Origin of the sequence: uncultured Dokdonia sp. (genome assembly GCF_947492815.1) — a bacterium.
Taxonomy (GTDB): Bacteria; Bacteroidota; Bacteroidia; order Flavobacteriales; family Flavobacteriaceae; genus Dokdonia.
The window spans coordinates 108,600-123,351 of the sequence record NZ_CANLOB010000010.1; the positions used below are offsets into that span (position 1 = coordinate 108,600).

Annotated in this window: 14 protein-coding genes; 13 read left to right on the forward strand and 1 reads right to left on the reverse strand. The window is 34.4% G+C overall.

Annotated elements, in window-relative coordinates:
- The first annotated feature begins 56 nt into the window (after positions 1–56).
- From Q1A01_RS11540 to Q1A01_RS11600, 13 genes are all read left to right on the forward strand, one after another.
- Positions 57–1,169 carry a Gfo/Idh/MocA family oxidoreductase gene (locus Q1A01_RS11540; protein WP_299680618.1) on the forward strand — a complete coding sequence of 371 codons (1,113 nt, stop codon included), beginning with the start codon at positions 57–59 and terminating at the stop codon, positions 1,167–1,169.
- 89 nt (positions 1,170–1,258) lie between these two features.
- Entirely contained in the window at positions 1,259–1,735 is a 477-nt protein-coding gene (locus Q1A01_RS11545) for an SRPBCC family protein (RefSeq protein WP_299680620.1), read from the forward strand.
- Between the two features lie 17 nt (positions 1,736–1,752).
- Positions 1,753–2,451 (forward strand): SDR family oxidoreductase, encoded by a 699-nt coding sequence (locus Q1A01_RS11550; protein ID WP_299680622.1) that lies wholly within the window; start codon positions 1,753–1,755, stop codon positions 2,449–2,451.
- Positions 2,452–2,726: 275 nt separating this feature from the next.
- Positions 2,727–4,055, forward strand: coding sequence for a deoxyribodipyrimidine photo-lyase (locus Q1A01_RS11555; RefSeq protein ID WP_299680624.1), 1,329 nt, complete (start codon positions 2,727–2,729; stop codon positions 4,053–4,055).
- Between the two features lie 80 nt (positions 4,056–4,135).
- A complete protein-coding gene (locus Q1A01_RS11560; protein ID WP_299680626.1) occupies positions 4,136–4,492 on the forward strand; it encodes a hypothetical protein in 357 nt (118 codons plus the stop codon).
- 537 nt (positions 4,493–5,029) lie between these two features.
- Complete coding sequence (locus tag Q1A01_RS11565; RefSeq protein WP_299680628.1) at positions 5,030–6,241, forward strand: hypothetical protein; 1,212 nt, start codon at positions 5,030–5,032, stop codon at positions 6,239–6,241.
- A 20-nt stretch (positions 6,242–6,261) separates the two neighbouring features.
- Entirely contained in the window at positions 6,262–7,044 is a 783-nt protein-coding gene (locus tag Q1A01_RS11570) for an alpha-ketoglutarate-dependent dioxygenase AlkB (RefSeq protein ID WP_299680631.1), read from the forward strand.
- Between the two features lie 102 nt (positions 7,045–7,146).
- Positions 7,147–7,653 carry a hypothetical protein gene (locus Q1A01_RS11575; protein WP_299680634.1) on the forward strand — a complete coding sequence of 169 codons (507 nt, stop codon included), beginning with the start codon at positions 7,147–7,149 and terminating at the stop codon, positions 7,651–7,653.
- 48 nt (positions 7,654–7,701) lie between these two features.
- Positions 7,702–8,589: a hypothetical protein gene (locus Q1A01_RS11580; protein WP_299680636.1), complete on the forward strand. Its 888-nt coding sequence runs from the start codon at positions 7,702–7,704 to the stop codon at positions 8,587–8,589.
- Positions 8,590–8,696: 107 nt separating this feature from the next.
- Positions 8,697–10,127 carry an amidohydrolase gene (locus Q1A01_RS11585; protein WP_299680638.1) on the forward strand — a complete coding sequence of 477 codons (1,431 nt, stop codon included), beginning with the start codon at positions 8,697–8,699 and terminating at the stop codon, positions 10,125–10,127.
- A 35-nt stretch (positions 10,128–10,162) separates the two neighbouring features.
- The gene (locus Q1A01_RS11590) at positions 10,163–11,887 is read left to right on the forward strand and encodes an FG-GAP-like repeat-containing protein (RefSeq protein WP_299680641.1); all 1,725 of its coding nucleotides are present in this window, start codon (positions 10,163–10,165) and stop codon (positions 11,885–11,887) included.
- Positions 11,888–11,962: 75 nt separating this feature from the next.
- Positions 11,963–12,355: a VOC family protein gene (locus tag Q1A01_RS11595; protein ID WP_299680644.1), complete on the forward strand. Its 393-nt coding sequence runs from the start codon at positions 11,963–11,965 to the stop codon at positions 12,353–12,355.
- A gap of 6 nt (positions 12,356–12,361) precedes the next feature.
- Positions 12,362–12,865, forward strand: a complete 504-nt coding sequence (locus tag Q1A01_RS11600; protein WP_299680647.1) for a hypothetical protein — start codon at positions 12,362–12,364, stop codon at positions 12,863–12,865.
- 19 nt (positions 12,866–12,884) lie between these two features.
- Here Q1A01_RS11600 and Q1A01_RS11605 read toward each other — a convergent pair whose 3' ends face one another.
- The gene (locus Q1A01_RS11605) at positions 12,885–14,636 is read right to left on the reverse strand and encodes an FG-GAP-like repeat-containing protein (protein WP_299680650.1); all 1,752 of its coding nucleotides are present in this window, start codon (positions 14,634–14,636) and stop codon (positions 12,885–12,887) included.
- Positions 14,637–14,752 lie beyond the last annotated feature (116 nt).

The window sequence follows — 14,752 nt, forward strand, 5'->3', positions numbered from 1 at the left end:
GACCTAATCTTTACAAAAGAATTGCCTAACTTTCTAAAGCTTTAAAAGGATACGATATGAATAGAAGAACATTTAACTCAAAACTATCAAAAGCAGTGGGAGGCGTTGCATTATTAAGTAACATTCCACTAGCGTGTGCTTTCGAGTCTTCAGAGAACAAAAAAAGTTTAGGTGTTGCGTTAGTTGGATTAGGCATTTACAGTACCTATGAACTCGCTCCTTCCCTATTAGAAACTACCCACTGTCATCTTGCTGGTATTGTCACAGGAACCCCGGAAAAAGAGAAAATCTGGTCAGAAAAATATAATATTCCAAAAGAGAATATCTACAACTATGACAATTTTGACACCATCATAAACAATGATAATATAGACATTCTATATGTCGTATTACCCAATGCCATGCATGCCGATTTTTGTATCCGAGCTGCCAAAGCAGGTAAACATGTGATCTGCGAAAAACCGATGGCTGTTAGTGTTGCAGAATGCCAAGCGATTATTGATGCTTGTGCAAAAGCAAATGTAAAACTAAGCGTTGGCTATCGATTACACTCAGAACCACATACCCAAGAAATACAACGCATCGTCAAAGAAAAAGAGTTCGGTAAGATTAATTTCATCACTACAGAAGCTGGATATCCATCCTATGGAAATCCTGATCCAGATCAATGGCGTTTGAATAAAGCATTATCCGGAGGTGGTGCTTTAATGAATATGGGGGTTTATGCCATACAAGGAGCTATCTATGGCGCAGGAGAAAATCCTATTTCTGTAACTGCACAAGAGTTTAGTACAAAACCTGATTATTTTAAAGATACCGATGAGACGATTACAGCACAATTTGAATTTCCAAGTGGTGCTGTAGGATCTATATTTACATCACATAATGCTAAAGCAGACCGCTTATATGCTTCCTGTGATAAGGGATGGTTTGAATTGGATGTTGCTTATACTTATGGTCCACTACACGGGCGTACCTCTAAAGGAAATGAAATCACATTCCTCCATAAAAGACAACAAGCATTGCAAATGGATGATTTTGCATTACATATCACTCAAGGACTTCCTAATAAAGTCCCTGGTAGCATGGGCTTAAGAGACCTTAAAATTGTTGAAGCCATTTATCAATCTATCAAAGAAGGAGGTGAAAAAATAGCCTTGAATTTATAGCGTAATCAAATTTTTAATTTTGTTTAACCAAATATGTTTTATTCTTAAACAAAATAATAATACATTTATGGTCTGTTATTAGATAGACTATGAAAATATATACATTACATGCAAAGCAAAATCTCCCTATTTCTTTAGATGAAGCGTGGAGTTTGCTTTCTGATCCCAAAAACTTAAAGACCATTACCCCAGATTATATGGGGTTTGAAATCTTATCAGGAGCAGATAGACCCATGTATCCGGGGCAAATTATCCAATACATAGTCACGCCTGTTTTAGGGATAAAGACCAAATGGGTTACAGAAATCACACATGTACAGGATCATAAATATTTTGTAGATGAGCAACGCTTTGGTCCTTATGCATTGTGGCATCACAAACACTTTATCAAAGAGATTCCTGGCGGTGTCGAAATGGAAGATATTGTAGATTATAAAGTCCCGATGGGAATTTTGGGGCAACTCGTACATCCTATCTTGGTAAAGCCAAAACTCAATGAGATTTTCGAATATCGAAAAAAGAAATTAATAGAACTCTATGGAGAATTTAAAGCTCCTACTTCATAACTTATAATATAATACACATGTCAAAAAATATACTTTTAATAGGCGGTAGCCACGGGATTGGTTTTGAAATTGCTCAAAAACTACACACACAACATACTGTATATGTAGCCTCTAGAACTAATGAGAATCTAGGAAATCTAGATGTAAATCATATTGCATATGATGCAGAAAAAGATGAACTAGATCTTTCTGAATTACCTGATCATATTGACGGATTTGTATACTGCCCAGGAACGATCAACCTGAAACCATTCAAAATGCTCTCTACCGATGTGTTTAGAAGTGATATGGAACTCAACTTCTTAAGCATGGTCAAAACCGTACATCAAGTGATGGAGCATCTTAAAAAATCAGAACAAGCAAGTCTTGTTTTCTTTAGTACTGTCGCTGTAAAAGTAGGAATGCCGTATCATACAAGTGTTGCCGCTGCCAAAGGAGCAATAGAAGGCTTTGCAAAAGCACTAGCGGCTGAGTATGCTCCAAAATTACGTGTCAATGTAATTGCACCTTCTCTTACAGATACACCACTTGCCAAACGTCTTTTAAGTAATGACAAGAAAAAAGAAATGATGGATGCTAGACATCCCTTAAAGCGTGTTGGCGCACCAGAAGACATTGCCAATGTTGCTTCATTTTTACTAAGTGATGAAAGTAGTTGGATCACAGGTCAAGTACTAGGCGTTGATGGGGGAATGAGTACATTAAACGTCAACTAATCATACTTGGTACGCTTTCGCGAAAGCGTATACTGAAACTATTTAGGCAGGTAAGCAAAAGTATATTTTGAATGTCACACTGAGCTTGTCGAAGTGTAAAGCCGAAGTACGAAATCGAGCTTGCGAGACCTGCCTGCCGGCAGGCAGGTTCACGACCAAAGGGAAAGCGAAGCGATAAAACATACGCTGAGTGCATAGAAAAACACTAAATAAGATTTCCGCTGGAGTTTATACTGAGTAAAGTCAAAGTGCGGAAATGAAATAAGAAAGATCAAATGAAAAAAGTAACCATCTTTTGGTTTAGACGCGACTTACGATTGGATGATAATATAGGGTTATATCATGCCTTACAATCAGAATTCCCTGTACTTCCAATTTTTATTTTTGATAAAATAATTTTAGATAAACTTCCAAAAGACGATCCTCGGGTGACATTCATTTTTGAAACACTCCAACACATGCGTCAGCAACTTCAAGAACAACATCAAAGTGCGATAGCTTTCTATTATGACTCACCCGAAGCTGTATTTGAAAAACTATCTACAACCTATGAGATACAAGGTGTGTATACAAATCACGATTACGAGCCTTATGCGCGAGAAAGAGATGAAGAGATAAAGGGTTTGCTTTCGCGAACCTGTCTCGCCGGCAGGCAGGAGCGTATATCTTTTAACACCTATAAAGATCAAGTTATTTTTGAAAAAGATGAGATTGTAAAAAATGATGGCTTACCCTATGTGGTATATACGCCTTATAAAAATAAATGGAAAGAGCGCTTTAACCCTGAAGTTGATCTAAAAGAATATAATCTTGCTACATATCTAGGAAATCTAATACAGGATCGTGAGTTACCTAATCTCACCCTAGAAGCCATGGGATTTGAGGAAGCAGCAATCAAGGTCCCAAGCTACACCGTTACAGAACATCTCATCGAAAATTATGAAGCAACGCGTAACTTTCCTGCAAAAGAAAATGGTACTTCCAGATTAGGACCTCATCTTCGCTTTGGTACGGTGAGTATACGCCAAATGGTCAAAAAAGCCATTGCACAAGAAAATGAAATCTTCTGGAGCGAACTCATATGGCGAGAATTCTTTATGCAGATTCTCTGGCATTTTCCACATACCAAAGACAAGGCTTTCAAACCCAAATATGATCGTATCGAATGGCGTAATAATGAAGCGGATTTTAAAAAATGGTGTGATGGTCAGACAGGATATGCCTTTGTAGATGCAGGTATGCGAGAATTAAATACGACAGGTTTTATGCATAATCGTGTACGTATGCTTGTAGCGAGTTTTTTATGTAAGCATCTTTTAATTGATTGGCGATGGGGAGAAGCCTATTTTGCAGAAAAATTATTAGATTATGACATGAGTGCCAATGTAGGAAATTGGCAATGGGCAGCGGGTTCTGGTGTTGATGCAGCGCCGTATTTTAGAATCTTTAATCCTATCACGCAAATTGATAAGTTTGATAAACAAAAGGAATATATCAACACCTGGGTTCCAGAATTACAAGAACTTACCTACCCTCCTATGATGGTAGATCATAAGATGGCACGCGAGCGATGCTTGAAAGTATATAAAGAGGCAGTGGGGTGACATAAACAAAACCTCTTTTATTCTGACTGTCTTCTAATTCTAAAAAGTGTATTTTAGTTACACATTAGAGGAGTCAGGACGTGATCAAATCAAAAATTGAAATCCCAATAGACAAACTAACACTTTATAATAAAGTTGTTAAAGGCAATCCTGAAATTGAAAGAAAAGGAAAAACTACACCCTATACATCTATAAATGGTCATATGTTTTCATTTTTATCAAAAAATGGAACTATGGGATTACGTCTTTCTGAAAATGACAGAATTAATTTTATACAATACTTTGACAGTCAACTCTTGGAACAACATGGTAGAGTGATGAAGGAATATGTTACGATACCTAATGACTTATTAGAAAATACTGAACAACTATCTGAATACTTACAAAAAAGCCTAGATTATGTTTCTTGCTTAAAACCAAAACCTACTAAAAAGTAAAAGTTATACCATGATAATTGTACACGGAGGCTCTATATGGATATATTTAGTAATCTTTATTTTGATGATTGTTTTACCTTCAATCATCATTTTTCTACTACTTAAAAAAATATTTTTCAAGAAATATCTAAAAAAGCAAAAGGACCGATCTATCAGATTAGTCTTGCAGATTTTTTTGTATTTATTAGCGTTATTACTAACATTTATAATAATCAATAGTCTACAAGGAGTTTGGTAATATTGATTCAAATTTCTTTATAACTTACGAGGCTTTATATATGTATTAGCAAATTTTGCAAGCAAAAAGAATATATTAACACGTGCATTCTAAAGCTACAAGAGCTTACCTACCCACCTATGACGGTAGATCATAAAATGGCGCAGGAGCGTTGCTTGAAAGTGTATAAAGAGACTGTGGAGTGATATACATTCTGAAAAAAATCTTACTCATTTGTATTAAATTTTATGGTATATTTTGAGGTGTTATTCAATACATAATCCTATTTATTGAAAAAAACTAAAAGTTTAAAAATAAAAATGAATACTGAAAACAACATTTCAAAAGATAAAAACATTCTTTTGGTTTTGTCTGATATTACAGACAAGACAGATGAATTAACGTATCTAATTGAACATTTTTGTGGAACTGTTATAGATAACATTTCAGAAATCAAAAGAACCAAAGACCACACGAGACTTTATGTATGTGGGAACTTAAACAACTTTGAATACAAAAAAAAACCTCTATATATCATCCAAGAGCTATCCTCTAATTATGAAGATTTTGACACAAAAAACACTGCTCTAATTACACTAGGGCAAGTACCTATTTCTATTTATAATGTAGGAGTATATTACCGACAATTATTTGGTGATAATGATTATTTTAATGCTATAAAATCTGAACACACATTTCAAGAACTCACAGAATCTAACAAGCAATCAACAGCTTTACGAAAAGGGATTTATCTGTCTGAGGTATCAAAGGATAAAGAGGAATCGTTACATTTTCACTTATTGCGATGTTCTAGTAACTTGACAGGGCCTACAGATAATTTCAGAAATACAGATCATCACATAGTAGGATTATTAAACAATGCTATCACGTATGACTTTGAACAAGAGACAAAATTAAATCATGTACTTGCTCAAATATACCTAAACAAGAAAAAAACAGACGGCAAAAAGAAAGAAGTTAAAGCAAAAATTAAAGCGCATTCTGATAAAACAAAAGACATGCCTAAAGAAGGGCTTATTGCGTTTTGTACTTTTTATGATACTGCTAATTTTGAGCATTTACAACCTTCCAAAACAGACCCGTATGATTGGTGTTATAAACAAACAAGTGGATTAACACGATTGCTATTTAAATTAAAAAATACTGTTGATGATGATTCCTTGGAAAAAGAATTCAGTGTTACGCTATACCCAAACTCTGCATTTTTAATTCCGCTTTCTACAAATAGATTGTATACTCATGAAATTAGACCGTCAGTTCTAAATATAGATAAAATACCTATCAGGATGGGATATGTAGTACGCTGTTCTAACCTAGAAGCTGTTTATAAAAATGATCAAACCTATATCAAAGAACAAGGTGAATTAATAAAACTAGAGGAAATGACTCAAAAAACTATGGATACTTTACGAGAATCCTATTATGAGGAAAATAAAACAGAAAAAAGAGTCAAGTATGGTAATGTTCATTTTAGCATGAATTCAGGAGATTATGAGAAACCTATCTATTAATATAGAAAATAATGAATGACATGGGCTTTTATAAAATTACGCTTCCTTTGGAAACTAATATTTTTCAGGAATTAAAAGATACCACTCATTTTGAAAATGTAGGTAAAGGGAGAATAGGGAATCATTTAGTTCATGTAAGTGACCAAGGTGTTCCTATAGTGAGAACTACAACAAAGTATACAGTTCCTGCATATAACTTCTCTCCTATTCATCATCACGTAATAACGTCTATAAATAGAGCGACTCAAAATGAGGCATTAAATCATATTCTTTCACTAGATTTCAACAATGCCTTAATTGAAATTTACGATCGTCAGTATACCAAAATGGGATATCATTCAGATCAATCTATGGATCTAGATCCTAACTCATATATCGGGCTTTTTTCTTGTTATGAATATCCAGAAGAACTTTCTGAACAAAGTATTAGAAAACTCAAGATCATCAACAAAGAAACTAAAGCAGCATCTGAATTCTTATTGACCCATAATTCAGTAATATTATTTTCGGTAGCTACCAATACCAAGTTTCAACATAAGATTATACTAGAGCAAGTCAAAGGCAAAAAACCATTAGAAAAAGATAACAAATGGTTAGGAACTACTTTTAGAACTTCGAAAACATATGTTCAGTTTAAAGATGATGTTCCATACTTTTCAAATGGAACCCCATTAACACTAGCAGATGAGGATCAACGACAAGAGTTTTTTATCTTAAGAGGACAAGAAAATAGAAATACCGATTTTATATATCCTGAACTAACATATACGTTAAGTGAAGCTGATTTGATGATTCCTAAATAATAGAAGCAGTTATTCTTTATGCCTTTGTAACATTTTATCTGTAACATACACTCATTATATACAACTGTTATGATGGCAGTTATAATCACGTAGTATATTTATATGACATTTGATATTATACAAACAGAATATTTTGAAAATCTAAAAGGTTTTTCTCCATACTATAAACTGATTACTGGAGTAGGTTTTACTATAATGTCTTTAGACCTCTTAGGTGTTCCTATACTACCTAAAAACAGAACAATCACTATTATTTTGATTAGTATTGTTCTTATATCTGTTATACTTAATATGCTAAATAGCTCTCTTTTTACAAGAATTGGGCAAATATCTTTTGATGATGAGAAGGTTGTATTTCTAAAGAATGATATTCGATCTGAGTTCTTACTCTCAGACATTAAAAATATAGAAATTAGTAAAACAACTGGTGACCAATATTCAATGGAAGTCAATCCGTTATTTGAAGAAATCATTGAAATGAAGGGGAACGAGTTAGATCAGTTCAAAAAAATTCTAACTGACCATCAAATCCCCTACAGACGTCGCTCTTTCTTAAATTGGTTTAAAAATTTGAGCTTTATAAAAAACAACCAAAAAATTCATTATTAGATAGTTATCTTCTTATCTTAGAAGTGCTCTTAAAAAGATACATTTTTCATGACTATTTCAAAATCTCTTTTTACAATTCTTTGTATATGCTTACTACTTTCATGTAATTCAAGTAATGATGATGTAGACCCTACAGGAGAAGAGATGGAGATGGAAATAGAAGAAGAAATTGATGAGAATAACAATTCAAATCCTGGATTAGTGAGATCTATTGATGATGGATTTAAAATAACCTATGAATATGATGGCGATAGGCTAATAAAAGCATCTGGGAACGATTCTGATAGGAATCTTAATATTACATATACATACAACAATGATGGTGCTATTATGTATAAAGGCATTTATGAATTTGAAGAACCTGGGTCTAGCTTAGATATTCAATTCTCTTATGTATATGATTCGGATGGAAGATTGATTGAATTTGGCCACAATCAAGGGGAATATGCACTTGCCACATATCAAGGGAATCAAGTAATTGCTGATTTTGGCTCTTCTGTTCAAGTTATTGTAGATGTAGATGAATTAGGCAGAGTAATTCGATTAGAGACTAGTTATTTTTATAAGATTTTCACCTATGATTCTAATGGGGATTTGATATTAAATGAAGAGTATGATAGTGATACAGATGAATTGACAAAAACATATGAATATACATATGACACAAATGCAAATCCTTTCTTTAATCAACTAGAATCCATCTATTTATCAGATTTTATATTTACCTTTTGGGGAAGTGGTTGGTCATTCAGTGATAGTATATATTATGATTTCCCGTATTTACCTAATAATCTAACATCTATTACATTTACTGATCAACAATCTTCTACAAGTACATTTGTATACACATATAATTCTGAAGGTCAAATTGTCACGGCAGAAGAAAATGATCTATCAGACGGATCAACAGAAAATTATACGCTTACTTATTATTAAAATAAAATTCATAAAACGTTCTACCTCTACATATTCCTCTACACCTCAATAACCAATTACTCCTAGCTTTTCCTTATCTTAGAAGCCACCATTAACTCAAGCTTCTTATGAAACACGTTTACCTTGTTATGTGCGCACTGCTCATTTCTTTTGGAGTCTCTGCACAAAAACTATCAAAAAACAAAAAAGCTATTATCGCATCTGTTGAAAAACACGAGCAAGCCCTTATTGAAATATCAGATAATATCTGGGCACTCGCCGAGACAGCTTTTGAAGAAACACAGTCTAGTAAAATACTAGCAGACTATGCCGAAAAACAAGGATTCAACGTAGAAAGAGGTGTCGCGGGAATGCCTACTGCTTTTGTAGCTACTTATGGTTCTGGAAGTCCTGTCATAAGTGTCTTAGGAGAGTTTGACGCTTTACCTGGGTTATCCCAAAAAACAGAGCCTACTAAAAATCCTCTTACCGAAGGACAACCTGGTCATGGCTGTGGTCATAACCTTTTTGGCGCAGGAAGTCTTGGTGCTGCTATTGCCATTAAAGAGCTTATTGAAGCTGGAAAAATAAAAGGAACCGTTAAATTCATGGGAACCCCATCTGAAGAAAAATTCTTTGGAAAAATATGGATGGTTCGCGAAGGGATTTGGGACGGTGTAGATGCTAATGTTTCTTGGCATCCTTCTGCTGCTACCAAAGCCGATGTACAAAGCTCCCTAGCGCTCGTTGATTTTAAAATTGAATTCTTCGGGCAAGCAGCACACGCCAGCGCCGATCCTTGGAATGGTCGTAGCGCATCTGATGCTTTAGAATTATACACAACAGGAATCAATTACTACAGAGAGCATGTAAAGCCAACCGTACGTATGCATTATCATATCCAAGATGGTGGTCAGGTTGTAAATGTAGTTCCTGATTACTCTAGATTATGGATGCGTGTCCGTGATACCAAACGTGAAGGCATGATGCCTGTATATGAACGTGTTCAAAAAATGGCAGAAGGAGCTGCTATTATGGCCAATGTAGATTATAAAGTATCTCTTATCTCTGGAATATATGAAGTCCTTGTCAATAGATCTGGAGGGAAAGCCATGCAAAAAAACCTAGAGCTATTAGGACCTATCACATATACTGCAGAAGAAGAAGCCTTCGGAAAAAAGATACAGGAAGTCACTGGAAAACCTCAAGTAGGAATGGACAGTGATATCAATCCTATAGAAGATACCAAAGAACATCCAGGTGGAGGAAGTACTGATGTAGGAGATGTAAGTTGGAATGTTCCTAATATCAATCTAGGTGTGACCACAGCTCCTAAAGATACTCCATGGCATTCATGGGCAGTTGTTGCTTGCGGAGGAATGTCTATAGGTCATAAAGGAATGGTATATGCCAGTAAAGCAATGGGAATGACCATGCTAGATTTATTTGAAGATCCTACGTTACTACAAAATGTAAAAAACGAATACAAAGAGCGTAAAGGAGATGCTGTATACGAGGCTATCGTGCCAGCAGGACCACCACCTATCAACGGAAATTAATAACTAAAAACTATATTTACACAAATCCTATACCTATGAAAAGAAAACTATATTCTCTGGCAGCAATTATTTTGGTATCCACTTTCGCGAAAGCACAAACAACTTTTACAGAAGCTACCAGTATCCTTGAAAATACAACCTTATCTGGCGGTGTCGCTATGGCTGTAGTCGATATGAATAATGATAGATTGGATGATATTATTAGATTAGATAATGGTATCAATCTTCAAATTGAATATCAACAACCTGATGGAAGTTATGATAGACTCCAAGTAGGAAACGTTGGAAGCCCTTGGGGAATTTCTATCGCCGATGTAGATGAAAATGGTTTTAATGATATTATTGTAGGAGGTAGTTATGATGGATTACGTCTTCTTACAGCAAATGAAGATGGAACAGATTTCTCACTAACTACACTTGGAGGGCCAAATATTTTTGTACAAAACACCAATTTTGCAGATATCAATAATGATGGTGCCATAGACTATTTTGCGTGTCATGATGACGGTATTTCCTCTCCTTATGAAAATGACGGCAACGGAAGTTTCACCTATAATTTAGATATGATTAATGCCGTAAGTGCAGGTGAATCTGATAATTCAGGAAATTATGGCTCTATCTGGACAGATTATGATAATGATGGAGATATAGACTTATTTATCTCTAAATGTAGATTACAAGCACAAGGAGACCCAACAGATCCTCGTCGTTTAAATGTATTATACCAAAACGATGGCTCTAATAACTTTACAGAGGTTGCAGAAGATGCTGGTTTACGACCTATGACACAAACATGGGCAACTAATTTTGAAGATATTGATAATGATGGAGATTTTGATGCCGTAATGGTGAATCACTTTGTACGTAGTCAAATATTTGAAAATAATGGTGATGGCACCTTTACAGATATTACACTAGATTCTGGAGTTACTGCAAACTTAGATGCATTAGGACTTGGAATACAAGTAATGATGGAAGATTATGACAACGATACGTTTATTGATATTATTTTAACGACTAGAGATGGAACGCATCAATTACTATTAAATGATGGTGACCAAACATTTACAGCAGTTACCAATCCATTTCCAAATAGTAATGATCAAATTCAGAGTGCTGCTGTAGGAGATTTAAATAATGATGGTTTTATTGATCTGATTGCTGGATATGCAAACGGTTTTAATAACCCTTCTGGGATTTCTGATCAGGTTTTTATGAATAATGGAAATGATAATAACTGGATTAAAATTGCATTAGAAGGTGTCGAGAGCAACAGCAATGGAATAGGTGCTCGTGTGGAAATACAAGGCCCATGGGGATCACAAGTACGTGAGGTACGTGCTGGAGAAAGCTACGGAACTCAGAACTCTTTAATTACACATTTTGGATTAGGTGCCGCAGATGAGATAGAAACAATTACGGTAACATGGCCTTCAGGAATTGTAGATACTGCAGAAAATGTAGACGGTAACTTAACTGTTATTATTAGAGAAGGTGAAGGGCTTTTAGGGCTTAATGATATAACAACTTCTTCTGAAATTTCTGGTGTATTCCCTAACCCAGCAACTACACAAATAAACATTACGACAACTCCAAATGTACAGGCAAATACAATCTATGTATATGATTTGCTAGGACGTCAAGTAATTGTCCAAAATATACAGACAGCTGGAACACAAGCAATCAATATTTCAAGCCTTACTTCTGGTGTATACTTTGTTTCTATTGGAGATTCGGTTCAAAAATTTATCAAAAAATAAATGAATAAAATATATATTTTCATCTTGCTCATAAGTTGTTGTTATACATCTTATGGGCAAGACAAAAACAGTGCTATGAAATTTTCTATTGATCATTATGCTATCAATGTTACTGATTTAGATAGAAGTGTTACCTTTTACCAATCTATATTTGGTATCAAAGAGATTTACAATGGAACACAACTTGACCACATTAAATGGTTTCGACTTGGAGAACATCAAGAGCTTCACATCATTAGTGTAGAAAAGCTTGATTTACAAATTCCTAAAGGAGTACATCTAGCTTTAACAACAGCTAATCTTTCTTTATTTATAAACCATCTGAATAGTTTAGGCATTACTTATTATGATTGGCCTGGCAAAAAAGGAGCTGTCTCAATTCGACCGGATACAATAGAACAAATATATATTCAAGATCCAGACGGATATTGGATAGAAATCAATGATGGAGAGAAACGATTTAAATAATCTCATATGTCACAACAACAAACTGGGGCTGGTAATTACAAAGGCTTTTTACAAACTATTGGTATCATTCATTTAGCGATTATAGCTGGTTTTACCATGGCAACAGTCTTTATAGCTAATATATTATCTGGTGAGTTTGCTCCATTATCATTTACGCAACAACCCAAAGAATTTATAATACCTATAGGTCTTATAGGGGCTATTGCACTAGGACGATTTTTAGGCACTTCAATGTTAAGTAAATTAAAAGTTGAAGATAGGCTACAGAAAAAACTAGCAACGTATCAAACCACTCATATTATTAAAATTGCAATGCTAGAAATAATAGGCTTTGCTTCACTATTTTCGTATTCTAGTTCAAATAATAGTTTTTTTATAGTCATAGTAGCATTGGTGTTAATCATGCTTTTCTCAATCTTCCCTACCAAAGAAAAAATTGAAAATGCAATTCCAACGAGTACTGAAGATCAACCTTACTTACGTAATCCTGAGAAACCATTTCATTCTTAAAAAGATCAATAACTATTTCTTATTTAATAATCACTTTTAGAGATTCAATATTGTTTTGAGTTTCTACTTTAAGAATATAAAATCCTGAAGAAAGTCCTTCTACGTTTAATTCTTTTGTAGTTCCGTTCATAGAAGTACGCAACACCTCTTCCCCTGTTGTACTATATAATGTAAGTGTTCCTTCTATCGCATTTTTACTATTTAAAAAGAATACTCCATCATTGTTTACAGGGTTTGGATACAAACTAAAAGCAGCGATATCTGTCGTTTCCTCTATACTAAGTACTTCTTCTCCTTCTACAATAGTAATAGAGAGATTAGCATCTATATTTTCATGATAATCTACCTGACCACTTAACCAAGTAACCTCTACAAAATCTACAGACGTCGCGTCACCAAGTCCGAAAAATTCATAAGCACTATTTTGTCCTAAATATCCTTCTCCACAAAGTGTATAATGATATTGTTCTTCACCGTTAACACCAATGCGAATCCAAGAACCAATTCCCATACGATTACTCTCTGTCCCTTCTAATTTTACTTTTAACCAATTATTATCTTGAGGGGTTTCATTTTTCCAAACATAAATTTCTTCAAACCCATTATTCATCACAATAATTTCTGGATAACCATCATTATCTATATCTCCTAATGCATTGGAATAACTACTTCCGTTATCTCCATCAAAACCAGCTGTTTCAGGAATTAAAAAAGTGCCATCACCTTGATTTTCATAAAAAGCAGCTTCCAAAAACTCACTCTGATCGCTTATATTTCCACTTACATATAAATCATGATCTGTATCATTGTCTGCATCTAGAAACACAGCTCCCCAACCTATACTATCAAACCGAGTTCCATTTTCTTCGGCTACATTGGTAAACGTACCATCACCATTATTGCGCAAAAAGGCATTTCCAACAACTCCATCTTCAAGATCTGGCGGATAAAAATTAGTTACATAAATATCTAGCCATCCATCGTTATTATAATCATCTATCGTAGTAGACATAGCGCCCATATAAAGATCTGTTCCTGTCGCTTCTCCTACACTTTCAAAAGTACCATCTCCATTATTTCGATATAATAAGTTAGGAGTAAAAAACTTATCGTTAGCAATATAAATATCTTGATACCCATCTTTATCAAAATCAAAGAAAGCACTACAAAAAGATAAGAAACCTGTAAGATCCAGTCCTGCTTCTTCTGTTACATTTGTAAAGGTACCATCTCCATTATTTTTGTATAAAAAATTAAAATCTATTTGATTAGGATCACGTACACTTAAAAAGACATCCAAGAAGCCATCATTATTATAATCCCCCCAGGAAGCTCCAAAAAAATCAAAAACCTCTGCAGGAATACCACTTTCTTCACTTATATCAACATATACTCCATTTCCATCATTACGATATAAACGGCATTTACTTTGATCACTTGCTGAAAAGAAATCGGCATCGCCATCATTATCATAATCTATCCAAATTACTTGTTTGGCTTGTTCGCCTCCATTAGTAATTGTTAAATCATCTACTACAAAATAGCCACCTTCATTTCTTAGAAATATATGATCCCCATCTGCTGCTGCTGCCAATGTAATATCATCGAGACCATCGCCATTATAATCATAAAAAGAAATACCAGCGCCTAAAATGTATCCTTCAAATTGAATATCAGCTCCTAATGCAGAAGATTGATTTTCAAAATAAGACTGTGCGTATATACTATAGCAACAGAGTATGCTATAGAGCGAGAGTAATAGTTTCTTCATAGGTTGGTTTTAGATCAGGTAAGTTACTAAATTCTCATTGAAATATGAATAGACACCGTTTTACAACCTAACACACAAATACATAAACCCACAAAATACTATTATTCAATACACTA

Excerpts from the sequence above, each read along its gene's own strand:
- Q1A01_RS11540 (WP_299680618.1), top strand. The coding sequence starts at position 57 with ATGAATAGAAGAACATTTAACTCAAAACTATCAAAAGCAGTGGGAGGC.
- Q1A01_RS11545 (WP_299680620.1), top strand. The coding sequence starts at position 1,259 with ATGAAAATATATACATTACATGCAAAGCAAAATCTCCCTATTTCTTTA.
- Q1A01_RS11550 (WP_299680622.1), top strand. The coding sequence starts at position 1,753 with ATGTCAAAAAATATACTTTTAATAGGCGGTAGCCACGGGATTGGTTTT.
- Q1A01_RS11555 (WP_299680624.1), top strand. The coding sequence starts at position 2,727 with ATGAAAAAAGTAACCATCTTTTGGTTTAGACGCGACTTACGATTGGAT.
- Q1A01_RS11565 (WP_299680628.1), top strand. The coding sequence starts at position 5,030 with ATGAATACTGAAAACAACATTTCAAAAGATAAAAACATTCTTTTGGTT.
- Q1A01_RS11570 (WP_299680631.1), top strand. The coding sequence starts at position 6,262 with ATGGGCTTTTATAAAATTACGCTTCCTTTGGAAACTAATATTTTTCAG.
- Q1A01_RS11575 (WP_299680634.1), top strand. The coding sequence starts at position 7,147 with ATGACATTTGATATTATACAAACAGAATATTTTGAAAATCTAAAAGGT.
- Q1A01_RS11580 (WP_299680636.1), top strand. The coding sequence starts at position 7,702 with ATGACTATTTCAAAATCTCTTTTTACAATTCTTTGTATATGCTTACTA.
- Q1A01_RS11585 (WP_299680638.1), top strand. The coding sequence starts at position 8,697 with ATGAAACACGTTTACCTTGTTATGTGCGCACTGCTCATTTCTTTTGGA.
- Q1A01_RS11590 (WP_299680641.1), top strand. The coding sequence starts at position 10,163 with ATGAAAAGAAAACTATATTCTCTGGCAGCAATTATTTTGGTATCCACT.
- Q1A01_RS11595 (WP_299680644.1), top strand. The coding sequence starts at position 11,963 with ATGAAATTTTCTATTGATCATTATGCTATCAATGTTACTGATTTAGAT.
- Q1A01_RS11600 (WP_299680647.1), top strand. The coding sequence starts at position 12,362 with ATGTCACAACAACAAACTGGGGCTGGTAATTACAAAGGCTTTTTACAA.
- Q1A01_RS11605 (WP_299680650.1), bottom strand. The coding sequence starts at position 14,636 with ATGAAGAAACTATTACTCTCGCTCTATAGCATACTCTGTTGCTATAGT.